This is a genomic window from Marinobacter excellens LAMA 842 (genome assembly GCF_001574445.1).
GTDB lineage: Bacteria > Pseudomonadota > Gammaproteobacteria > Pseudomonadales > Oleiphilaceae > Marinobacter > Marinobacter shengliensis.
On the sequence record NZ_LOCO01000011.1, the window covers coordinates 78,425 to 100,058 of the forward strand.

18 protein-coding genes and 1 riboswitch are annotated in these 21,634 nt (G+C 58.0%); of the genes, 7 read left to right on the plus strand and 11 right to left on the minus strand.

Translation table 11 applies throughout. From position 1 onward, the window contains the following. Positions 1–3 precede the first annotated feature (3 nt). From J122_RS11220 to hslU, 3 genes are all read left to right on the plus strand, one after another. A complete protein-coding gene (locus tag J122_RS11220) occupies positions 4–651 on the plus strand; it encodes an SPOR domain-containing protein (RefSeq protein WP_061332393.1) in 648 nt (215 codons plus the stop codon). Between the two features lie 121 nt (positions 652–772). Next, the gene (hslV, locus tag J122_RS11225) at positions 773–1,303 is read left to right on the plus strand and encodes an ATP-dependent protease subunit HslV (protein ID WP_058090075.1); all 531 of its coding nucleotides are present in this window, start codon (positions 773–775) and stop codon (positions 1,301–1,303) included. An 11-nt stretch (positions 1,304–1,314) separates the two neighbouring features. After that, positions 1,315–2,646: an HslU--HslV peptidase ATPase subunit gene (gene hslU, locus J122_RS11230; protein ID WP_061332394.1), complete on the plus strand. Its 1,332-nt coding sequence runs from the start codon at positions 1,315–1,317 to the stop codon at positions 2,644–2,646. 73 nt (positions 2,647–2,719) lie between these two features. Here the strand turns inward: hslU and J122_RS11235 are convergent, their stop codons facing one another. From J122_RS11235 to J122_RS11245, 3 genes are all read right to left on the minus strand, one after another. Continuing rightward, on the minus strand, positions 2,720–3,961 hold the full coding sequence (locus tag J122_RS11235) for a patatin-like phospholipase family protein (RefSeq protein WP_061332395.1): 1,242 nt from the start codon (positions 3,959–3,961) through the stop codon (positions 2,720–2,722). A gap of 90 nt (positions 3,962–4,051) precedes the next feature. Beyond that, complete coding sequence (gene ptsP / locus J122_RS11240) at positions 4,052–6,358, minus strand: phosphoenolpyruvate--protein phosphotransferase (protein ID WP_061332396.1); 2,307 nt, start codon at positions 6,356–6,358, stop codon at positions 4,052–4,054. A gap of 12 nt (positions 6,359–6,370) precedes the next feature. Continuing rightward, positions 6,371–6,901 carry an RNA pyrophosphohydrolase gene (locus J122_RS11245; RefSeq protein ID WP_061332397.1) on the minus strand — a complete coding sequence of 177 codons (531 nt, stop codon included), beginning with the start codon at positions 6,899–6,901 and terminating at the stop codon, positions 6,371–6,373. A gap of 170 nt (positions 6,902–7,071) precedes the next feature. Here J122_RS11245 and J122_RS11250 point away from each other — a divergent pair, with 170 nt between their 5' ends. Further along, positions 7,072–7,728 (plus strand): HAD family hydrolase, encoded by a 657-nt coding sequence (locus tag J122_RS11250; protein ID WP_061332398.1) that lies wholly within the window; start codon positions 7,072–7,074, stop codon positions 7,726–7,728. 211 nt (positions 7,729–7,939) lie between these two features. Here the strand turns inward: J122_RS11250 and J122_RS11255 are convergent, their stop codons facing one another. The 3 genes from J122_RS11255 to J122_RS11265 form a co-directional block, all read right to left on the minus strand. Beyond that, on the minus strand, positions 7,940–9,136 hold the full coding sequence (locus tag J122_RS11255) for a class I SAM-dependent rRNA methyltransferase (RefSeq protein ID WP_061332399.1): 1,197 nt from the start codon (positions 9,134–9,136) through the stop codon (positions 7,940–7,942). A 186-nt stretch (positions 9,137–9,322) separates the two neighbouring features. Beyond that, on the minus strand, positions 9,323–9,715 hold the full coding sequence (gene gcvH / locus J122_RS11260; protein WP_061332400.1) for a glycine cleavage system protein GcvH: 393 nt from the start codon (positions 9,713–9,715) through the stop codon (positions 9,323–9,325). A 48-nt stretch (positions 9,716–9,763) separates the two neighbouring features. Then, positions 9,764–10,654 (minus strand): LysR family transcriptional regulator, encoded by an 891-nt coding sequence (locus J122_RS11265; RefSeq protein ID WP_061332401.1) that lies wholly within the window; start codon positions 10,652–10,654, stop codon positions 9,764–9,766. A 114-nt stretch (positions 10,655–10,768) separates the two neighbouring features. Here J122_RS11265 and metE point away from each other — a divergent pair, with 114 nt between their 5' ends. Then, entirely contained in the window at positions 10,769–13,039 is a 2,271-nt protein-coding gene (gene metE, locus J122_RS11270; protein ID WP_061332402.1) for a 5-methyltetrahydropteroyltriglutamate--homocysteine S-methyltransferase, read from the plus strand. Between the two features lie 83 nt (positions 13,040–13,122). Here metE and cpdA read toward each other — a convergent pair whose 3' ends face one another. From cpdA to thiC, 4 genes are all read right to left on the minus strand, one after another. Continuing rightward, a complete protein-coding gene (gene cpdA, locus J122_RS11275; protein WP_061332403.1) occupies positions 13,123–13,929 on the minus strand; it encodes a 3',5'-cyclic-AMP phosphodiesterase in 807 nt (268 codons plus the stop codon). 214 nt (positions 13,930–14,143) lie between these two features. Next, the gene (locus tag J122_RS11280) at positions 14,144–14,629 is read right to left on the minus strand and encodes a DUF1249 domain-containing protein (RefSeq protein ID WP_061332404.1); all 486 of its coding nucleotides are present in this window, start codon (positions 14,627–14,629) and stop codon (positions 14,144–14,146) included. Further along, positions 14,626–15,246: an NUDIX domain-containing protein gene (locus J122_RS11285; protein WP_061332405.1), complete on the minus strand. Its 621-nt coding sequence runs from the start codon at positions 15,244–15,246 to the stop codon at positions 14,626–14,628. Before J122_RS11285 ends, J122_RS11280 begins: the two co-directional genes overlap by 4 nt. A 459-nt stretch (positions 15,247–15,705) precedes the next feature. Beyond that, on the minus strand, positions 15,706–17,583 hold the full coding sequence (thiC, locus tag J122_RS11295; protein WP_061332407.1) for a phosphomethylpyrimidine synthase ThiC: 1,878 nt from the start codon (positions 17,581–17,583) through the stop codon (positions 15,706–15,708). An 81-nt stretch (positions 17,584–17,664) separates the two neighbouring features. Beyond that, positions 17,665–17,778, minus strand: a riboswitch (TPP riboswitch). Positions 17,779–17,916: 138 nt separating this feature from the next. Between thiC and J122_RS11300 the strand changes: the two genes are divergently transcribed. Further along, positions 17,917–19,278 carry a TolC family outer membrane protein gene (locus J122_RS11300; protein WP_061332408.1) on the plus strand — a complete coding sequence of 454 codons (1,362 nt, stop codon included), beginning with the start codon at positions 17,917–17,919 and terminating at the stop codon, positions 19,276–19,278. Positions 19,279–19,321: 43 nt separating this feature from the next. Here J122_RS11300 and waaA read toward each other — a convergent pair whose 3' ends face one another. After that, positions 19,322–20,575 (minus strand): lipid IV(A) 3-deoxy-D-manno-octulosonic acid transferase, encoded by a 1,254-nt coding sequence (waaA, locus tag J122_RS11305; protein ID WP_061332409.1) that lies wholly within the window; start codon positions 20,573–20,575, stop codon positions 19,322–19,324. A 102-nt stretch (positions 20,576–20,677) separates the two neighbouring features. Here waaA and lpxL point away from each other — a divergent pair, with 102 nt between their 5' ends. Further along, positions 20,678–21,634: an LpxL/LpxP family Kdo(2)-lipid IV(A) lauroyl/palmitoleoyl acyltransferase gene (lpxL, locus tag J122_RS11310; RefSeq protein ID WP_082780568.1), complete on the plus strand. Its 957-nt coding sequence runs from the start codon at positions 20,678–20,680 to the stop codon at positions 21,632–21,634.

Sequence of the window (21,634 nt, forward strand, 5' to 3'; positions counted from 1 at the left end):
ACCATGGCCAGAGACTACGCCAAGAAAGACCGGCCTGCGGGAAAAGGAGCGGCTTCGTCCAGAAAGCCAGCGCCGAAGCCCCGTAAAGCTTCCCCCGCTAAGCGGAGTGCGCCATCGCACTCCCAGCACGGGGCGCTGTCGTTCAAATGGATTCTGTCTCTGGCTGCGGTAGGTGGTTTTGTCGGTTTTATCGTGTACCTCAACACACTACCAACGGGCCAGGAATCCGCCAGGCCGAGCCAACCCGCACAGCAGTCTGCCCAGCCCAAAACACCCGCGCCCAGCACCGCCAAGCAGGAGCCAAGCCGGCCACGGGAGCAGAATTTCCGGTTCTACGATATGTTGCCGGAATCAGAAGTGGTGCCCCCTAAGGTTCAGGAGTACTCCCCCAACCCTGCTCAGCAGGACTTCAATTATATTGTCCAGTCCGGCTCTTTCCGCAGCCAGGCGGATGCCGAACGGCAGCGGGCTCAGATCGCGTTCCAGGGTTTGCGAGCGCAGGTTCAGCGCATTGATCTGGAAAGTGGCAGTGTGTGGTATCGGGTGAATGTGGGGCCATTTGAGTCTCGCAGCCAGATGAATGCGGCGGTGGATAAGCTGGTTTCTATTAATATTCAGCCGCTGGTTCGGAAGATCCCGAAAGAAGGCTAGACTGTTGGAGTTGTCGGGGCTCAGGAAAGCTGGCCTCCACCTCAAGCCGGCCCTCTTGAATTCCCGCCAGAAGCCTCCATAAAGCTCCAAGACACTTTTACATCAGGCAACTGGAGCCAAAATGACTACCATAGTTTCCGTCCGCCGGGACGATGAAGTCGCCATGGGCGGCGATGGCCAGGTTTCTCTGGGCAACACCGTCATGAAAGGCAATGCCCGTAAGGTTCGCAGGCTCTATAACGGCCAGGTGATTGCCGGTTTTGCCGGCGGTACCGCCGATGCGTTCACTTTGTTTGAACGTTTTGAAGCCCAGTTGGAGAAGCACCAGGGTAATCTTACCCGGGCTGCGGTAGAGCTTGCCAAAGACTGGCGTACCGATCGCGCTCTGCGAAAGCTGGAGGCCCTGCTGGCCGTGGCCGACAAAACCGCCTCGCTGATCATTACCGGTAACGGGGATGTCATCGAGCCTGAACAAGGGCTGATTGCCATTGGCTCCGGTGGCCCGTTTGCCCAGGCCTCGGCTCGTGCGCTGCTTGAAAATACCGACCTGAGTGCACACGAAATCGCCGAAAAGGCGCTCGAGATCGCCGGTGATATATGCATTTACACCAATCAGAACCGCACTCTGGAAGTGCTGTCCTTCAAAGACTGACCGGAGCGACCATGTCTGCAATGACTCCCCGTGAGATTGTCCACGAGCTCAATAAACACATCGTGGGTCAGGATGAAGCCAAGCGTGCCGTAGCCATTGCCCTGCGTAACCGCTGGCGCCGCATGCAGCTGGACAGCAGCCTGCGTGACGAAATCACTCCCAAGAACATTTTGATGATTGGCCCCACCGGCGTGGGTAAAACCGAGATCGCCCGGCGCCTGGCCAAGTTGGCGGATGCGCCGTTCCTGAAAGTGGAAGCCACCAAGTTCACCGAGGTGGGCTATGTGGGCCGGGATGTGGAATCCATTATCCGGGACCTGGCCGATATGGCGGTGAAACTGCTCCGCGAGAAGGAGATGAAACGCCACGAGAACCGTGCCCTGGATGCCGCCGAGGACCGTATTCTGGATGCCTTGCTGCCACCAGCCCGGGATTTCAACGAAGACAGCCAGCGCGCCAGTAACGATTCCGCCACTCGCCAGATGTTCCGCAAAAAGCTGCGGGAAGGCGAGCTGGATGACAAGGAAATCGAGATTGACGTTCGCAGTGGCGGCGCCGGTGTTGAAATCATGGCTCCTCCTGGCATGGAGGAGATGACCAACCAGCTTCAGAGCATGTTCTCCAACCTGTCATCTGACAAGCGTAAGACCCGCAAGATGAAAGTGGCGGACGCCATGAAGCAGGTCAAGGACGAGGAAGCCGCCAAACTGGTGAACGAGGAAGAGATCAAGCACAAGGCCATTGATGCGGTTGAGCAGAATGGCATTGTGTTCATTGATGAGATCGACAAAGTCGCCAAGCGCTCGGAGAACACCTCATCGGATGTCTCCCGCGAGGGCGTGCAGCGGGATTTGCTGCCGTTGATTGAAGGCAGCACCGTCAGCACCAAGTATGGCGCGGTGCGCACCGATCACATTCTGTTTATCGCCTCCGGCGCCTTCCACCTGTCCAAGCCGTCAGACCTGATCCCGGAACTGCAGGGGCGTTTGCCGATCCGGGTAGAACTCCAGGCGCTGACACCGGAGGACTTCAAACGCATCCTGACTGAACCAGACGCCTCCCTGGTGCAGCAATACGAAGCCCTGATGGGCACCGAAGGCGTGAAGCTCAACTTCAGCGAAGATGCCATTGCGCGGATCGCAGAGGTGGCTTTCAAGGTGAACGAAACCACCGAGAACATCGGTGCCCGTCGCCTGCATACGGTGCTGGAACGCTTGCTTGAAAGCCTGTCGTTCGATGCCGGTGACAAGGTAACGGATGGCTTCGAGATTACTGCGGAGTACGTCGATGAGAAGCTGGGCGAGTTGTCTGAAGACGAGGACCTGAGCCGGTATATTCTGTAACCGGCTTCGCCCAACACTGAAAAGGCCGGATGTGTTTAACGCATCCGGCCTTTTTTGTACCCTGGCGCTTTTTTTACTGGGCTTTCGAGAACAAATGAGTGACGTTGCCGATACTTGCGGCTAACTTGCCCTTCTCCGCCTGCTTCTTGCGCCCCTTGGCCACATACAAGGGCAGCATTTCGCCATACAGGCTGGTGCTGATGGTGCGTTGTTCGTCTTCCAGGCGATCCCGACGCAGTTTGATGCCGTACTTGAGCAGTTTTGGCTCCAGTTCATCGGCCCGGTTCAGCAGATCTCTACGCGTCATTTGATAGGCGTGTTCGCACACCATCCGCCGGCTCTGGAAGCTGAACACGTTGGAGAAGAACAGCTTGGCGTCGTCCCGGGTGGGCTCGAACAGCAGGATGTCTTTGTCCGGGTAGTCACGGCCATACTGGGCAATACCGGACTGCATCCGTGAGTAGACCATGGTGCGGAACGTCTGGGACAACAGGTTGGGCATGCCGGAGCGCGTGAGGTCGCCGGGCTTCATGGTGCCTGCACGCACCGCTGCACTGGCGTCAATAGGCACCTGAGGGTTCACCGCCAGCACCAGATCGGCGCCGTCTTCGAAGGCGACCGAGGCGTGCAGCCCCTTGCGCAAGGTGCCGTCCACATAGTAACGCCCATCGATGTCGACCGGCACATACAGCCCCGGCGAAGCCGTGCTGGCCTGGACCGCCTTGGAAATGGGTACGTGGTCATACCCCGGGGCACCAAAGCACACCGCTTCCGTGCTCTCCACATCCGCAGCCACCACGTACAGGCTACGCTTTAGCTGACGGAAATCGTTGGTGCGGCCAAGCATGGTAAACGCCCGCCGCAGGTATTCGTGCAGCCCCTCGTTATCAAACAACCCGGCAGGCGCGGCTTGGGCCAGAATGGTCAAGGCTTCCAGAAGGCTCTGGTCGTAGGGGTTATTGATAAAACGGCTGACAGCCGAAGACAACAAACCGGGAACCGCCAGCAAGCGACTACCAATCTCCCGGAATGCAGGGCGATAGAATACTTCCGGGTGGAACGGGTGAACCTCGGCTTCATTGCGCACGAAGATACGACACAACTGGGCCGTGGTCATCTGATTGGCCAGGTTAGCCGCCACAAAGGAGCCGGAGTTAACCCCGACATAAACATCGATGTTATTGAAATCCAGGCCATCCAAGGCTTCGTCCAGCGCCCTTAGCGCTCCGATCTCATAAATGCCACCCAGTGGCCCACCGCCCCCAAGGGCGAGGCCAATGCGCGGTGCTGGCTTGAGCTCGGTCGCTTTGGTCATAGCCTGTCCTTCGTAGGTACTGCAGTAAGAATTACGTTACTAACCTATCAACGGATTTTAGAGTAAGCACCCTATTACTGTCACAGTCGGTCAGGAAACCGCCTGCTCTGCCATCGCAGCGCTGGAGGATTTCACCGGTCGCAAATACCGGCCAAACCCGGCATTACGCAGGGCCAGGTCGACACAGCTCTTGATGACGTGGGGGGAATCCAGCAGCAGAACATCTTCCAGCAACTGGATAGCCCACTCCCGATCAATGCTGCGGATAACGGATTTCACCTTCGGCAGACTGGCCGCGTTCATCGACAGGGAATCATAGCCCATCGCCATTAACAGCAACGCGCCACCCGGGTCGCCGGCCAGCTCGCCACAGATGCCCACCGGCTTACCCACGGAGTGGGCATCCTGGGCAATGCGCACCAATGCCTGTAAAACGGCCGGATGATAGGAATGGTAAAGCTGGGCAACACGCGGGTTGTTGCGATCTACCGCCAACAGGTATTGGGTCAGGTCGTTGGAACCCACCGATAGAAAGTCCACGCGCTCAGCCAGTTCACGAATCTGGTAAACGGCAGCCGGCACTTCCACCATCACACCCACTTTGGGCATGTGGATGTCGTAGCCTTCTTCGCGCACTTCGTGATAAACCCGGTAAATCAGGTGCAGGGATTCCTCCACCTCGGAAATGTTGCTGATCATCGGCAGCATGATCTGCAGGTTGTTCAAGCCTTCGCTGGCCTTCAGCATGGCCCGCACCTGAACAAGAAAGATCTCGGGGTGATCCAGGGTAACCCGGATGCCCCGCCAACCAAGAAAGGGGTTTTCCTCCTCAATCGGGAAATAGGTCAGGGCTTTGTCACCACCGATGTCCAGAGTACGCATGGTCACCGGATTAGGCGCAAAGGCTTCCAGTTGTTCCCGGTAATACTCCCGCTGCTCCTGCTCAGACGGAAAGCGGTCCTTGATCATGAACGGCACTTCGGTGCGATACAGGCCAATGCCTTCGGCCCCGTGAGACAGCGAGCGCACCACATCGGTCATCAGGCCGGTATTTACCAGCAGTGATACCCGATGGCCATCGGTGGTTTCGCAGGGCTTGTCCCGCAGCACCTCAAGCCCACGGATCAGCTCGTCTTCTTCCTCACAGATGGCCTGGTAGAAAGCGCGAAGATCCGATGACGGCGAGGCAAAAATCTGCCCTTCAAAGCCGTCCACCACCAGTTCTCGGCCATCCAGCTGGTTGACCGGAATATCCACCAGCCCCATCACCGTGGGCACACCCATGGCGCGGGCCAGTATGGCCACATGGGAGTTACTGGACCCTTTGACGGACACAAGGCCAACCAGTTGCCCTTTCGGCACTTCGCCCAGCATGGCTGGCGTCAGTTCTTCACTGACCAGTACCGTGTGCTCCGGGTATTCCTGAAGCTTTTGCTCGCCTTCCTGCATATGGGACAGCAGCCGCCGGCCGAGATCCCGGATATCCACCACCCGCTCTTGCAGGTAAAGATCATCCATCATCTCGAAATGACGGATGTACTGCTGCACCACCTGTTTCAAAGCACCCTGAGCCCAGATGCCTTCGCGAATTTTGATCGCAACTTCGCCTGGCAGGGCACCGTCATCCAGCATCCGCAGGTAAACGTCAAACAGGGCCTGTTCTTCGGGGCGCAGTTGCGAGGCCAGGCGGTTCGCTACCCGCTCGATGTCTTCCCTAACGGCCTGCACGGCAGACTGGAACAGCTCCAGTTCCTGCTCGATGTTCTCGGTCGGTTTCTCCGGCACCACATCCAGATCGGCGGACGGATACACCACCACACCAGTACCAATCGCGACACCAGGGGAGCCCGGCACACCATTGAAACTGACATCCTGGGTTTCTTCCCCGGTCAACGACAAGCCGCTTATGGCCCCGGTGGCCTCGCTGTGGGCAATGACACCCGCCAACTGGGCAGAGACCGTGACCAGGAACGCCTCTTCGCCCTCATCAAAACAACGGGAGCTCTCCCGTTGCTGAACCACCAGCACGCCCAGTACCCGGCGATGGTGAATGATGGGCACGCCCAGGAATGAACGGAAGCGTTCCTCACCCGTCTCCGGGAAGTAACGATAGCGGGGATGGGCAGGGGCGTCTTCAAGATTGATAGGCTCCTCACGGGAGCCTACCAGGCCCACCAGGCCCTCAGAATAAGCAAGACTGACCTTTCCAACAGAGTCTTTGTAAAGACCCTCGGTAGCCATCAGGATGTAACGGTTGGATGCCGGATCTAAAAGATAGACGGAGCAGACCTCGGTATTCATGGCCTTTTGCACCCGCGAGACAATGATATCCAGCGCCTCCTGCAAATCGCGGGCGCTGTTTACCTCTTGTACTAGACTTCGCAGGATGCTCAGCATGGAGTCAGTCCGTCATTTCTGGTGTTCCTTCAAACGCCGGTTCTGCTCACTCCGTTGCCACTGTTCCATGTTGTGGAACAGCCTGGGAGCCAGTTCTCTCAGCGCGCGCCTATACACTTCTCTCTTGAATGAAACTACTTGTCCTAACGGATACCAGTAGCTTACCCACTGCCACCCGTCGAATTCCGGTGAATCGGTACCATCCACGCGCACATGCGCGTCTGGCGACATCATCCTCAGCAGGAACCATTTCTGTTTTTGCCCCACACAAACGGGGTGCGAGTTATGGCGTACCATCCTCCTCGGAAGCCGGTAACGCAGCCAGCCCCGGGTGCAGCTGATGATTTCCACATCGCTGGCACTCAGGCCGATTTCCTCTCCAAGCTCCCGATAAAGCGCATCCTCCGGTGATTCGTCGTGCTTGATACCACCTTGTGGAAACTGCCAGGAGTCCTGCCCTATTCGCCTTGCCCAGAGAACCTCTCCCCTGTGGTTGGCCAGAATGATTCCGACGTTGGGTCTGAAACCGTCTGAGTCGATCACGGCACAGTCCTCATTAAAGTCGGCACCGGTTAAGTTTTAACCGGCGAAAATTGTCCAAGTTGCTCTCATTCTTACAGAATCCCAAGGCTTCGGCAAACGGAGCCGTTAGCGGCAGGTCATGGTAGACTGTGGCTCCTGCTTCAGAGCCTGTCACAATGGGAGGAAACGGCTTGACGCTCGCAATATTTGATCTGGACAACACCTTGCTGAACGGTGACAGCGACCATGCCTGGGGTGAGTTTCTGGTGGAAGAGGGCATGGTGGATGCCGAAGAGTACAAGCGCGCCAATGACCGCTTTTACGAAGAGTATCTGAACGGAGAGCTCGACGTATTCCACTATCAGCGCTTTGTCCTGGCACCACTGACCCGGCACAACATGGACGAACTGGAACGCTGGCGCGAAGCCTTCATGGCCAAGAAAGTACAGCCCATGATGCAGGATAAGGCGGCGAAGCTACTGGCCGACCACCGCGAACAGGGCCATACCCTGATGATTATCACCGCCACCAACCGATTCATTACCGAGCCAATTGCTGAACTAATGGGCATTGAGCACCTGATCGCCACCGAACCCGAGCTGGTCAACGGCAAATTCACCGGTGAAGTGGCTGGCACACCAAGTTTTCAGGAAGGCAAAGTGGAACGGCTGAACGACTGGCTGGCAGCTCACGGTGAGAGCCTTGAGGGCGCCTGGTTCTACAGCGACTCACATAACGACCTGCCGCTGTTGCGGAGGGTGGAGAACCCGGTGGCGGTTGATCCGGATCCGACGCTGGAGAAGACGGCTGTGGAGAATGGCTGGAAGGTTATGTCGTTACGGGTCTGACAGGGGGCTGCTCCAGGGGTCAGTCCCCGCATGGGGACTGACCCACTTTTGCCCGTCTGTTGCAACCAGATCGAACCATGGTGCTGGAGTCCAAAATGGGTCAGTCCCCATGCGGGGACAGACCCCTGGGCCCAAAGCTAACAACGATACTGGATTCCAAAATGGGTCAGTCCCCGTTCGGGGACAGACCCTTGGGACAGACCCTTAAAACCTAGAAAAACCCGGTCAGTGAACGCACAAAGCAGGACTTAATGTAGTCCGTCTCCGGAATCCCCGGCACGATGGGATGGTCCGGCGCCTGGTGACCTTGCTCCAGCAGCTGCACAAACCGATCAATCTTGCGGCCACTGCCACGAATAATGTCGATCAGCTTTTCCTGGGACAGATGCATGGAGCAAGATGCTGACACCAGCAATCCATCACGCTCCAGCAGCCTGAGCCCCAATTGGTTCAGCCGGGCATAGGCCTGCTCCCCGGCCTTCTGGTCACGGCGGCGCGGAATCAGTGCGGGCGGGTCCAGTACCACAATGTCGAACTTCTCTTTCTCATCCGCCAAGGCTTTCAGGGCATCAAAGGCATCGCCCTCAATGGTGTCCACATTCTCCAGCCCGTTCAGCTTTGCATTGTGATGTACCGCATCCACCGCCGATGAGGACGCGTCCACACAGGTCACCTGGGATGCCCCGGCACAAGCGGCCTGAATCCCCCAACCGCCGACGTAACTGAACACATCCAGCACTTTCTTCCCGGGCGCATAGGCCTGCAGGCGTTGCCGATTCATACGGTGATCATAGAACCAGCCGGTCTTCTGACCACCGGCCAGCGGCACCTCAAAGCGAGCACCGTTCTCCTCCACCAGCACCGTGTCCGCTTCCGGCCCATGGGCAAATTCCACATAGGTGTCCAGCCCCTCAACCTTGCGCATCTTGCCATCGTTCTTCAGCACGATAATCCGGGCATGAGCCAACCGCTGAACGGCACGCACAATGGCATCCTTCATCTGCTCCATGCCCGCGGTGGAAATCTGCACCACCACGACATCATCAAACCGATCCACCACCAAGCCAGACAGCCCATCACTGTCACCAAACACCCAACGGTAAAAAGGCTTATCAAACAAACGCTCCCGAAGACTGAGCGCCGCCTCCATCCGATCCGTCAGCCGCTTAGGCGTCATGCCATGGTCCGCATCCCGACTGATCAGCCGGCCGCAAATCAATGCGTGAGGGTTCACAAACGCCACACCCATCGGCTTGTCGTTCGATGCACGCACCTGAACCTGCGCGCCGGGCTCAAACCCTGGCAGCGGGCTACGCTGGGTGTCTACTTCGTTGCTGTACACCCACAAATGGCCGGCACGAAGACGGCGTTCTGCGCCCTTGCGCAGGTAGAGAACGGGAAAATCCATCGAATAGTTACCTGAGAGTTCGGTTAAATAGAGGACCGCGCCATTGCTTGGGCGTGCTTCCGGGGACAGGCCTCACGAAACTGTGCGGAGCCATGGATGGCGGAGCCCAAGCGCCACATGGATGTGCCGAAGGAGCGTGTTTCGGGAGGCCTGTCCCCGGAAACACGCTTGCACCAGGAGCGGATCTTACTCTTCTGCTGCCACATGCTCACCATAGGCTGCCGCATCCATCAGGCCATCAAGCTCGCCTTTATCAGCCAACTTCACCTTGAACATCCAGCCATCGCCGTACGGATCTTCGTTCACAATCTCCGGCTCGTCCTCAAGCTTCTCATTAATCTCGATAACCTCACCAGTCACCGGACTAAACACATCAGACGCCGACTTAACCGATTCAGCCACACCAGCCTCCTCGCCACCATTCACCGTAGCGCCAACCTCCGGAACACCAATGTAAACCACATCGCCCAACTGCTCCTGGGCAAAATCGGTAATCCCCACGGTGGCTGTGCCATCGGCATCCACCCGAACCCACTGATGAGTTTCGATGTATTTCAGATCTGCAGGAATATCGCTCATGATTTTGTGTGTCCTGTTGAAATTTTTCGCGCAGTTTAACCGAAGATCCTAGCCCCAGCGAACCTCACGCGCCAACTTCACAAACTCCGTAAGATAATCCACCGACTCATCCCGCTCCCGGAAGCCCAGAAAAATCTGCTTGGGCATACCTTCTTTACCCAGTTTCAGCGCAGTGATTGGCAGGTTTCTGGCGTATTCGTCCACCAGCCAGCGTGGCAACGCACTCACTCCCCGGCCCGCAGCCACCATCTGCAACATGATATCAGTGGTTTCGATAGTCTTGTGCCGGGCGGGCGCACAGTGGGCCGGCAGGAAAAACCGGGTAAAAATATCCAGCCGCTCCACCGCCACCGGGTAGGTAATCAGGGTTTCTTTCTCCAATTGGTGGGGCTCTACCCACGCCTTGCCCGCCAGCGAGTGACCCTCAGGCACCACCAACACCTGCTCGTAGTCGAACACCGGCTCAAAACATACTCCCGGCTTGTGCAGCGGATCTGGCGTTACCAGAAGATCGATGTCATGGCCGAAAAGCGCCCCCATACCACCAAACTGGAACTCCTGCTTTACATCCACATCCACATCCGGCCAATGCTGCAAGTAAGGACCCACTACCTTCAGAAGCCATTGGTAGCAAGGATGGCACTCCATTCCCACACGCAAGCTCCCGCGTTGGCCCCTGGCAATCTGTCGAACCTGCATTTCCGCGTGTTCAAACTGGGGCAACAGGCGGTTTGCTAGTCCCAATAGCTGACTACCCGCCTGGGTAAACCTCAGTTGCCGGCCCTCCCTCAGCCAGACCGGCGTGCCCAGTTGCTGCTCCAACTTGCGAACCGCATGGGACAGCGCGGATTGAGTCAGGTGCAACTGTTCCGCTGCCGCCGTCAACGAGCCTTGGCGCTCCACCGCTCGCAATATCTCAAGGTGATGTCGTTCAATCATGGCCAACCCGTGAATTATTCTCATGAATAGGTGAAATAATACCATTTTTATTCATGCCATCACCCACCTAACCTTGAAGGCCTTTAACAAACCACGGAATTCAAGGATTCAATCATGGCAATCACTCACAACCTGGGCTTCCCCCGCATTGGCGGCCAGAGGGAGCTGAAATTCGCACTGGAAGCCTACTGGGCTGGCCGGCAGACCGAGCAAGAATTAGCCATCACGGCCGCCGACCTGCGCCGGCGCCACTGGCAGCAGCAAGCCGGGCTGGATTATGTACCGGTAGGTGAGTTCTCGCTGTACGACCAGGTATTGGATATGTCCGTCACCCTCGGCAACCTGCCAGCACGGGCCAAAGACAAAGAAGGCTCGGAACTGGACGCCTACTTCCGTGCCGCCCGGGGCCGCGGCGCCAACGATAGCCCCTGCTGCGCCACCGCCGCTGGCGAAATGACCAAGTGGTTCGATACCAACTACCACTACATCGTGCCGGAGCTGCATGCCAAAACCCGGTTCGAGCTGAATCCCGAACGCCTTCTGGCCCAATTGGCTGAAGCACGAAAACAGGGCGTTAATGCCAAGCCCGTGATCATCGGGCCCGTTACTTACCTGTGGTTAGGCAAAACCTCGGATGGCAGTCATCGCCTGGATTTGCTGGAGCGCCTGCTGCCAGTCTACTCGCAGCTACTGGAAGCCCTGGCCGATGCCGGCGCCGAATGGGTGCAGATTGATGAACCGGCCCTGGTGACCGATTTGGACGCCAACTGGCGCTATGCGTTCAACCTGGCCTATCACCAGTTAAAGGCCAATCGCCCGAAGCTGCTGCTGGCTACCTATTTTGGAGAGCTCCGGGATAACCTGCAACTGGCTTGCGAATTGCCGGTGGCCGGGCTGCACATCGATGCTGTGAGCGCCCCTGCTGAAGTCAGCCGCGTGGCAGATTGGCTGCCCAGCCACAAGGTGCTTTCCCTTGGTGTCATCAACGGCCGTAACATCTGGAAATCCGACCTGAACAGCATCCTGGAATGGCTGGAGCCGCTGAGTGAGAAATTGGCCGACCGCCTGTGGCTGGCGCCGTCCTGCTCGCTGCTCCATGTGCCGGTAGACCTGGATCGTGAGCAGGAGCTGGATACTGAAATCCGCAGCTGGCTGGCCTTTGCTGTGCAGAAACTTGATGAGCTGAGCACGCTGGCGAAGTCCCTGAACGAAGGCCACGCCAGTGTTCGCGCAGAGCTGGCCGCAAACCAGCGGGCCATTGACAGCCGCCGGAAATCCGACCGTGTTATCAACCCGGAGGTTCGCCGTGCCATTGCCGCAGTGACGCAGGAACTGGGCAACCGCCAAAGCCCCTATCCCCAGCGAATTGCCAGGCAGCGTCAGATCCTGAACCTCCCGGCGTTCCCGACCACCACCATCGGTTCTTTCCCGCAAACGCCGGAGATCCGCCAGGCAAGGTTGCAATTCCGTAAAGGCGAACTGACCGGGCAAGCCTATACCGAGCAGATGCAGGCAGAAATCGCCCGATGCATCGAAGAGCAGGAAAAGCTGGGACTGGATGTGCTGGTTCATGGTGAGCCAGAGCGCAACGACATGGTGGAATACTTCGGTGAGCAGCTGGAAGGCTATGCCTTTACCCGCTTCGGCTGGGTGCAATCCTACGGCTCCCGCTGTGTAAAACCGCCCATCCTGTTTGGGGATATCCGCCGGCCAGCGGCGATGACGGTGGACTGGATTCGTTTTGCCCAATCCCTCACCGACAAGCCGGTAAAAGGCATGCTGACCGGCCCGGTGACCATTCTGAACTGGTCCTTCGTGCGGGACGATCAGCCAAGGAAAGACTCCTGCCTGCAACTGGCCCTGGCCATTCGTGAAGAGGTACAGGACCTGGAAAAGGCCGGCGTGAACATCATCCAGATAGACGAAGCCGCGTTGCGGGAAGGCTTGCCCCTGCGCCAATCAGACTGGACAACGTACCTGGACTGGGCGATTAACAGCTTCCGCATCGCCGCCAATGGCGTGGACGACAGCACCCAGATTCACACCCACATGTGTTATTCGGAGTTCAACGACATCATCGAGGCCATCGCCCACATGGATGCCGACGTGATCACCATCGAGACCTCACGGTCGGACATGGAGTTGCTGGATGCTTTCCGGAACTTTGAATACCCGAACGACATTGGCCCGGGCGTGTACGATATTCACTCCCCCAACATTCCGGACAAGCAACACATCATCAATCTGATGACCCTGGCGGCAGAACGCATCCCGGCAGAACGATTGTGGATCAACCCGGACTGCGGTTTGAAAACCCGTAAATGGGAGGAAGTGACGCCTGCGCTGGAGACGATGGTTGCAGCGGCCCAGGCTTTGCGGGCCTGACGCTCGAACACGGACTGTCCCTGTATATTCACAGGCCGGCGAACACGCCGGCCATTGGGAATATACAGGGACATAATAATCGGCTAGTAACCGGTACTCTTCTCGTCCAGATCAAACTCGAACCCATTCGCCCGGCATACTTCCGTGGAGTACTGCCCGGAAGCCTCAAGCTCAAACCAACGGTATCCGGGCGCCAGCGGCTCTACGGCAAATTTGCTGGAGCCAGTGGCGAACTGGATGCAAGTGGAGGGCGTGGCGAGCAGCTGCACGCTATTACGCTGCTGTTGGAGATCCTGGTGAATATGACCCCAGAGTACGATTTTCACTTGCGGGTGCCTGTCGATCACCTGCCAGAAAGCATCGCGGTTCTTCAGGCCGATTTTTTCCATCCAGTCAGAGCCAATATCCACCGGGTGATGGTGCAGGCACACCATGGTGGGCAACTCCGGTTGCTGCGACAGTGACTCGTCCAGGAAAGCAAGCTCCGGCTGCGAAAGCTCACCGAAAACCTTGCCGTGCACGGAAGAGTCCAACATCACAAAATGCCAGCCTCCCTGCACGAGCTGTTTTTGCTCCGCCTGAAACTCCGCTGCGATGGACGCCAACAAGTCGGAATCGTCGTGATTGCCGGCAATCCAGAGCGAGGGGCAGTTAAACGCTTTCAACTGCTCGCCAAAATACCGATAGGCCTCAGATGACGCATCCTGAGTAAGATCACCGGTCGCGAGGATCAGATCCGGCTGGCCATGGTTGCGCAAGACTTCATCAATCACCGCCGCCAGGCTGTCCCGGGTATTGACCCCAAGCAACGCGCCATCTGCCGACGCCATCAGGTGCGGGTCGGTCAGCTGCAATACCTTCAGGGGGTGAGCAGTATGCGCAATGGTCATTCAGGGCCTGTTGTCTTGAGTGCAACCGTTTGATATTTCAGACAAGTGTACGACGGCTGCGTTCCGTTTTATCAGTTTTAAATGGAAGGTAGGTCACATTCTGGCCCGCCACCACAAAGATTTTGCAGTTTTTGACAACTATGGCACAGGCAAAGCCGGGAGCAAGTCAGACTTTCAGCGCACTGTGGCGCAGTTCATGACAGAGACAACGAATTCAGTCGCAGCCTTCGCCCGCAGACCAGGCGGCGTGCTCCATAGGCAGGTGTCCAAACCGCAGGCAGTAATCCAGCCAATCGGCCAGAAACCCATTAACCTGAACTTTCTCATCCGGGTGATGCATGAACCGGTTCGGGTAGTCGTTTACCGGCGCAATCTGGCGCTGCCGGTAGCAACTGATCACTTCAGCCATGAGCGCGTCATGGTATACACGCACCGTCATTTGCGGGTTGTTCAGCCACCGGCCACTGTTATGCACTTGCTCGAGTAACAGGGTTTCGGTGAACTTTGCGGTTTGCAGCACTTCGATGCGCACCCGGCCCAAATACTGGTTTTCCCGGTGCAGCTCAAACTCGCAAACGGGCTTACCATCAGCCTCCAACTGGCGCAGTTTGCGCAGGCGCTGGTAGTTGCCATCACACAGCGCACCCAACTGACGCAGATCCGGCACATACGGCTTGGGCCGTTTTACCCACTCGGTCATGCCCGCCACTCCCGGCGCAGCCTGTCCCGGTTCAGCTGCAGCCATTGGATAGCGATGATGGCGGCAGCGTTGTTGATGCGGCCATCGGCAATCATGGCGAAGCACTCTTCAGCGCTGACCACGTGGCTGAGAATGTCTTCGTGTTCGTGCTCCATACCGAAAACACCGCCAGCCTCGGCCGTACTGACATGTCCGCAATAAAGGTGAATCATTTCGGTGGTGCCACCCGGAGACACCAGGTAATCGCAGATTTTATCAAGTCGGCTAAAGCTCAACCCTGCCTCTTCCTGCCCTTCCCGCTGGGCCACGTCTTCCGGGCTTTCGCCGTCTTCATTCATGCCGGCCACGAGCTCCAGCAACCAGGGCGACTGGTTACGGCCCAGAGCGCCGAGGCGAAACTGTTCCAGCAGCACGACTTCGTCCCGTTCCGGGTCGTAGGGGAGCACGCAGGTGGCGTCGCCCCGAACGAAAAGTTCGCGGGTGAAGGTGGGCATGTCGCGGCCGTCAAAGCGCGGGTGAGTCAGCCAGAGCTTGTCCATGCGGAAGAAACCCTGGAAAACGGTTTCGCGTTTTTCGACGGTGACGTCGCTGGCGTTGAACTGGAACGGTTTCGGCATTCGTGTTTCCGGTTTGGTGTTCGGCTTGGAACGATAGCCTTTGGGGTTGCTTGGGTGCAAGTGTCTTACGGCTGGCGTAATGGTTTGGTTCTGGCCCCAGCCTGCTCAGGTTGGTGCATCGCAGTCGTTGGGTATTGCTTTCCAAAACACGCTCCTTCGGCCCATCCATGGGGCGCTTGGGCTCCGCCATCCCTGGCTCCGCACAGTTTTGGAAAGCAATACCCAACGCCTGCAGCCGACGCTTGTGCGACACGCCCCAACATTGCCTGACGCCCTCTTGGGAGCGATTACTGCCAAAGCCCAAGAGAGTTGGGGTGGGGGTGCCGTTCAGGAGTGTGCGGAGCCAGGGATGGCGGAGCCCAAGCCGCACAGGGACGTCTTGAGGCGTCTCCTGAACGGCACCCCCACCCCGACTCACAACGCCTAACCAGCAGGCTAAGGCGATCTAGAGCGCCAAAGTCAGACCTTGTCGTAAAGCTTGGAGCCAGATTCCACAAACTCCCGCGATTTGGCCTGCATCCCGGCATCAATCGCCGATACCTCGTCGATGCCCTGCTCTGCCGCGTAATCCCTTACTTCCTGCGAGATCTTCATGGAACAGAACTTCGGCCCACACATGGAGCAGAAGTGGGCCACCTTCGCCGATTCCTTGGGCAGGGTCTCATCGTGGAAAGCGCGGGCGGTGTCCGGGTCCAGGCCGAGGTTGAACTGGTCTTCCCAGCGGAACTCGAAACGGGCCTTGGACAAGGCGTTATCGCGGATCTGGGCCCCCGGATGGCCCTTGGCCAGATCGGCCGCGTGGGCGGCGATTTTGTAGGTGATGATGCCGGTTTTTACATCATCCTTGTTCGGCAGCCCCAGGTGCTCCTTCGGGGTGACGTAGCAGAGCATGGCGCAGCCGAACCAGCCGATCATGGCTGCCCCAATGCCGGAGGTAATGTGATCATAGCCCGGAGCAATATCAGTGATCAGCGGGCCGAGAGTGTAGAACGGGGCTTCGTCACAGCATTCCAGCTGCTTGTCCATGTTCTCTTTGATCAGGTGCATGGGCACGTGGCCGGGGCCTTCGATCATGCACTGGACGTCGTGTTTCCAGGCGATCTTGGTGAGCTCTCCCAAAGTTTCCAGTTCGCCAAATTGTGCCGCATCGTTGGCATCTGCAATGGAACCCGGGCGCAGGCCGTCACCGAGGCTGAAGGAGACGTCGTAGGCCTTCATGATTTCGCAGATGTCTTCGAAGTGCTCGTACAGGAAGCTTTCTTTGTGGTGCGCCAGGCACCATTTGGCCATGATGGAGCCACCGCGAGACACGATGCCGGTGGTACGTTTCGCGGTCAGCGGCACGTGATGGAGCCGCACGCCGGCGTGGATGGTGAAGTAGTCGACGCCCTGCTCAGCCTGTTCGATCAGCGTGTCGCGGAAGATTTCCCAGGTCAGGTCTTCAGCCACGCCGCCCACTTTCTCCAGGGCCTGGTAAATGGGCACGGTGCCGATGGGAACCGGCGAGTTGCGGATAATCCACTCGCGGGTTTCGTGGATGTTCTTGCCGGTGGACAGGTCCATTACCGTGTCGGAACCCCAGCGGATACCCCAGGTCAGTTTCTCGACTTCGTCTTCGATGGACGAGGTGACCGCCGAGTTGCCGATGTTGCCGTTGATCTTCACCAGAAAGTTACGGCCGATGATCATCGGCTCGGTTTCCGGGTGGTTGATGTTGGCGGGAATGATGGCGCGGCCACGAGCCACTTCGTCGCGAACAAACTCGGGGGTGATCTCCGGCGGCAGGTTGGCACCGAAAGATTGGCCGGGGTGTTGATCCGCAAGCAAGCCATTGTCACGAGCTTCCTGCAGCTTCATGTTTTCCCGGATGGCGATGTATTCCATCTCCGGGGTGATGATGCCCTGGCGGGCGTAATGCATCTGGGACACGTTCTTGCCCGGCTTCGCCCGCAGGGGTTTACGCTCATCCATAAAGCGCAACGGGTCGAGCTGGGGGTCTTTCATGCGCCGGCGGGTGAATTCGGAGGTGTAGCCATCCAGCTGCTCCACATCGCCCCTCTCGGCAATCCAGTTGGCGCGAACCGGGGGCAGGCCTTTTCTCAGGTCGATGGAGGCCTCAGGGTCGGTGTAAGGCCCGGAAGTGTCGTACACAACGACCGGCGGGTTCTTTTCGCCGCCCATTTCCGTGGGGGTGTCTCCCACAGTAATTTCCCGCATAGGCACGCGCAGATCGGGTCGGCTACCCTGCACGTATATTTTTCGTGAGCTTGGTAATGGTTTGATTGCTGCGGAGTCTACTTTTGCGGAGTCGCTGAGGTAGGCTGGTAAATCCGTCATGATCTGCTCCCGTTGAGGCTGATGGTGTCGGGTCGCGTATGACGGAGTTACGACAAGATGCCACCAAAGGCACGTTGACGCGGTTCGTATGGTCTTAATTCCTACGCCGGTATTATCCGGATCAGGTCGCGGGTTCTGCGTTGCAATCTCAGCCGATCGCCATATTCTGGCAATTCGGCACCCCGTCAAGACGCGATAAGTATTTTGTTCTGCTCTAAAAATGCATGAGCTATGCAAGTGTAGAGGCCGGACTGATTATTGTCCATAATGGTCAACCAATACCTTTGGGTCATTGCCGGGCAGATTCCCGGAGTTAGTTTTTCAGGAGAAACAATGAAGAAACGTTTACTTCCAGGATTGATCACCCTGCTCGCAGCCCAGCCTGCCTTTTCTCTGGATCTGATGGAAACCTATGAGAAGGCACTCTCTTACGATTCCGGCATCGCATCTGCACTAGCACAATTTCAGGCGCAGCAAGCGGCCAGCGATGTCAGCAGGAGCACACTTCTGCCACAAGTCGGCGCGTTTGCTGAGGCCAACCACACAGATTTCGACGCCAAGAATGGCCCGGGAGACAGCTATAAGGCCCTGAACTACGGCGTTCGGCTGAGCCAACCGGTGTTTCGTGCCGACAGCTGGTTCCGCTACGATGCCAGTCAGTTCCAGACCGAAGCCGCCCAGGCTCAGTACAACCTGGCCCAACAGCAGCTGATTCTGGACGTCGCCACCGCTTACTTCAACGTGCTGCGTGCCCAAGATACGGTGACAACCGCACGCGCCACCGAAGCAGCCATCCAGCGGCAGTACGAGCAGGCTCAGGAACGCTTTGATGTCGGCCTGATTGCGATCACCGAGGTCTATGAGGCCCGCGCCAGTTACGATGACAGTAAAAGTCAGCGCATCGCCGCTGAAAACCAGCTCAACGTTGCCCGTGAACAACTGGCGCGTTTGACTGGCGAATACGCAGAGGATCTGGAAAACCTGCGCGAGAACTTCCCGCTTGGCCGACCGGAGCCGATGGATCCTTCAGCCTGGGAAAACACCGCACTTGAGCAGAACTGGGTTATTCAGTCTGCGCTTTATCAGTTGAATGCCAACGAGGCCAACCTGAAGGTCGCGAAATCCGGCCACCTGCCTACGCTTGACCTGTTTGCGTCTTATGGCAAGTCTGAACTGGATGGCGCCAAGAATACCCAGCAGGAAGGCACACAAGGCGTTATTGGCCTTGAGCTGAACGTTCCCCTCTACATGGGTGGCGGCACACAAGCCGGCGTGCGCCAGCAGCGCTCACTGGTTACCGCCGCGCAGGAAGACCTGAACACCACGCGCCGGGATGTTCGGGTTAACACCCGCAGCCTGTACCTGACCGTAAATAATAACGTTGAAACCGCCTCAGCCCTGGAACAGACCATCATCTCCCGCCGCAGTGCGCTGGACGCGACCCGTGCCGGTTACGATGTGGGAACCCGGAACATTGTGGAAGTGCTGGATGCCGAGCGGGCGTATTACGTGGCCCTTCGGGATTATGCCAATGCCCGTTACGATTACGTGATTAACACGTTACAGCTGAAACAGGCGGCAGGCACTCTGAGCCCGCAAGACCTGATTGAACTGAACAACTGGCTCAGCGCCAACGCCAGGGGCATCGAAGCTCTGGCAGAAGAAGATCTGACCCTGGACGACCCCACGCAGTAATGGCACCGTCGTCTGTGTGATTCCGGTGGCGACTGCCCCGGAATCACAGCCTTTCGATTATCCCCTCAACCACCCTGTCCAGCGCGCCCCGGTTTTTATTAACCACGGCCAGCGCTCGCTCCCCATAGGCTTTGCGTTCCGCCGGGTTGGCAAACAATAGATTGATCGCCCGAGCCAGATCGTCTGCCCCCTGAACCAACTGCACACCCTGGTCTGCCAGCAACCGTTCGTAGATGGTCTCGAAATTGAACACATGAGGCCCGGAAAACACCGGGATACCCCAGGCTGCCGGCTCCAGCGGATTGTGACCGCCCCGTTCGATCAGTGAACCTCCCACAAAGGCAAGGTCGCTGGCGCCGTAGAGCATCATCAGCTCGCCCATGGTATCGGCCAGATAAACCTGCGCGCCCCCGGCACTCTGCGCCTGAGATCGCCGTGCAACCTGAAAGCCCAGCTCCTGTGCCATGACCGCCACGGCGTCAAAGCGTTCCGGGTGGCGCGGCACAATAATCAACAGGGCATCAGAGTGTCCCGCAAGCACCAATCGGTGAGCCTGAAGCAGCTGTTCATCCTCGCCACTGTGTGTGCTGCCGGCGATCCAGACCGGACGGGGGCCAAGCGTGGTACGAAAACGCTCCGAGGCAAGCCGGACATCCTCCGGGATGTCTACATCGAACTTCACACTGCCCGTCACCTCAACGTGGCTTGCGGCAACCCCAATTCGACGAAAGCGTTCTGCATCCGGCTCTGCCTGGGCCGCCACCCAGGTGATGCTTTTCATGATCGGCGCCGCCAGCCCCCTGACCCGCTCGTACCCCCGGGCAGAGCGCTCCGACAGCCGGGCGTTGATCAGAAACACCGGCACGTTTTTGCGGCGGCACTGGCTGATCATATTGGGCCAGATCTCGGTTTCCATGATGACCAGAATGCGGGGATTGACCCGCCGAAGAAATCGACGGATGGCGCCCGGTGTGTCGTACGGCGCGTAGGCATAGGTTACCCTGTTACCAAACATTTTCCGGGCCTGGGCAAGGCCGGTGTCGGTCATGGCGGTCATCAGAATGGTGGCACCGAGATTGCGCGCCAGCAGTCGACGCACCATGGGGCCGGCAGCGATGGTCTCGCCCACGGAGACCGCATGCACCCAGATTACAGGCCCGGGTATGGAAGGCACGTGGCCCAGGCGATGCTGCCAGTCTTGCCTGAGCGCCGGAGCTTTGCGACCTTGCCACCAAAGTCGGATGAGAATAAATGGCAGGGCCAGGCGAATCAGCAGGGAATAGATAAACTGGAACACGCAGGACTCCCGGCAAAACAGTGCGTTATCATAGGGCGAAAAGTGTCGAGGGGTTGCATCTTGCCCCCGGGTTAAACGTTTGTCGATGCAGGATTCACGATTTTGAAAAAGAAGTACCGCAAACTTCCGAGAAATACCGACTATTCAGCTTACCGTCATCCTCGCTGGTGGCCAACCTGGCTGGGTATTGGCGTGATGTGGCTGGTTGCCCAACTGCCCATCCGGTTTCAATGGTGGCTGGGAAAGGTGGTGGGCTTGCTGGTCTGGAAACTGGCCAAGAGCCGCCGGCACATCACCGAGGTCAACATTCGCCTGTGCTTTCCGGAGTTGAATGAACAGCAACAGGCGGCCCTGGTACGTAATGCCTTTATCGCCAATGGTATAGGGTTGATGGAGCTCGGCATTGCCTGGTTCCGGGACCCGGCCAAGCTGACCGGCATGACCCGCATCCACGGCATCGAGCATTTCGAGAAAGCGCTGGAAGCCGGCAAGGGCGTGCTGCTATTGGGCGGCCATTACAGCACGCTCGACCTGGGTGGCAGCCTGGTCACCGAATACATAGAAGCCGACGTCATGCAGCGTGATCACAACAATCCGTTGATGAATGCCGTAATGACCAGGGCCCGGGGCCGGCGCTATGGCACCGTACTAGGTGCCCGCGACCTGCGCGGCCTGTTCAGGAGCCTCAAGAAAAATCGCGCCGTGTGGTACGCGACAGATCAGGACTACGGCCGCAAGGACATCGTGTTCGCTCCCTTCTTCGGCATTCCCGCCGGCACCATCACAGCCACTTCGCGAATTGCTGAACGCAGCGGCTGTAAAGTCGTGCCCTTCAGCCATTTTCGCCGCGATGACAAGCCCGGCTATGACATCTATTTCCACCCCGCCCTTGAGAACTTCCCAAGCGGTGACGACCTGGACGATGCAACCCGGATCAACGCCGTCATCGAGCAGGAAATTCGCAAAGCGCCAGACCAATACCTGTGGATGCACCGGCGCTTCAAAACCCGCCCTGACCGCGAAGACCCCGGCTTTTACGGGCGCAAGCGCAAGGAATAA

Coding starts and splice junctions, on each gene's coding strand:
- ptsP (WP_061332396.1), bottom strand. CDS start 6,358: ATGCTGAGCATCCTGCGAAGTCTAGTACAAGAGGTAAACAGCGCCCGC.
- thiC (WP_061332407.1), bottom strand. CDS start 17,583: ATGACGGATTTACCAGCCTACCTCAGCGACTCCGCAAAAGTAGACTCC.
- J122_RS11300 (WP_061332408.1), top strand. CDS start 17,917: ATGAAGAAACGTTTACTTCCAGGATTGATCACCCTGCTCGCAGCCCAG.
- hslV (WP_058090075.1), top strand. CDS start 773: ATGACTACCATAGTTTCCGTCCGCCGGGACGATGAAGTCGCCATGGGC.
- hslU (WP_061332394.1), top strand. CDS start 1,315: ATGTCTGCAATGACTCCCCGTGAGATTGTCCACGAGCTCAATAAACAC.
- J122_RS11285 (WP_061332405.1), bottom strand. CDS start 15,246: ATGCCGAAACCGTTCCAGTTCAACGCCAGCGACGTCACCGTCGAAAAA.
- gcvH (WP_061332400.1), bottom strand. CDS start 9,715: ATGAGCGATATTCCTGCAGATCTGAAATACATCGAAACTCATCAGTGG.
- J122_RS11265 (WP_061332401.1), bottom strand. CDS start 10,654: ATGATTGAACGACATCACCTTGAGATATTGCGAGCGGTGGAGCGCCAA.
- metE (WP_061332402.1), top strand. CDS start 10,769: ATGGCAATCACTCACAACCTGGGCTTCCCCCGCATTGGCGGCCAGAGG.
- J122_RS11220 (WP_061332393.1), top strand. CDS start 4: ATGGCCAGAGACTACGCCAAGAAAGACCGGCCTGCGGGAAAAGGAGCG.
- J122_RS11235 (WP_061332395.1), bottom strand. CDS start 3,961: ATGACCAAAGCGACCGAGCTCAAGCCAGCACCGCGCATTGGCCTCGCC.
- cpdA (WP_061332403.1), bottom strand. CDS start 13,929: ATGACCATTGCGCATACTGCTCACCCCCTGAAGGTATTGCAGCTGACC.
- J122_RS11280 (WP_061332404.1), bottom strand. CDS start 14,629: ATGACCGAGTGGGTAAAACGGCCCAAGCCGTATGTGCCGGATCTGCGT.
- J122_RS11255 (WP_061332399.1), bottom strand. CDS start 9,136: ATGGATTTTCCCGTTCTCTACCTGCGCAAGGGCGCAGAACGCCGTCTT.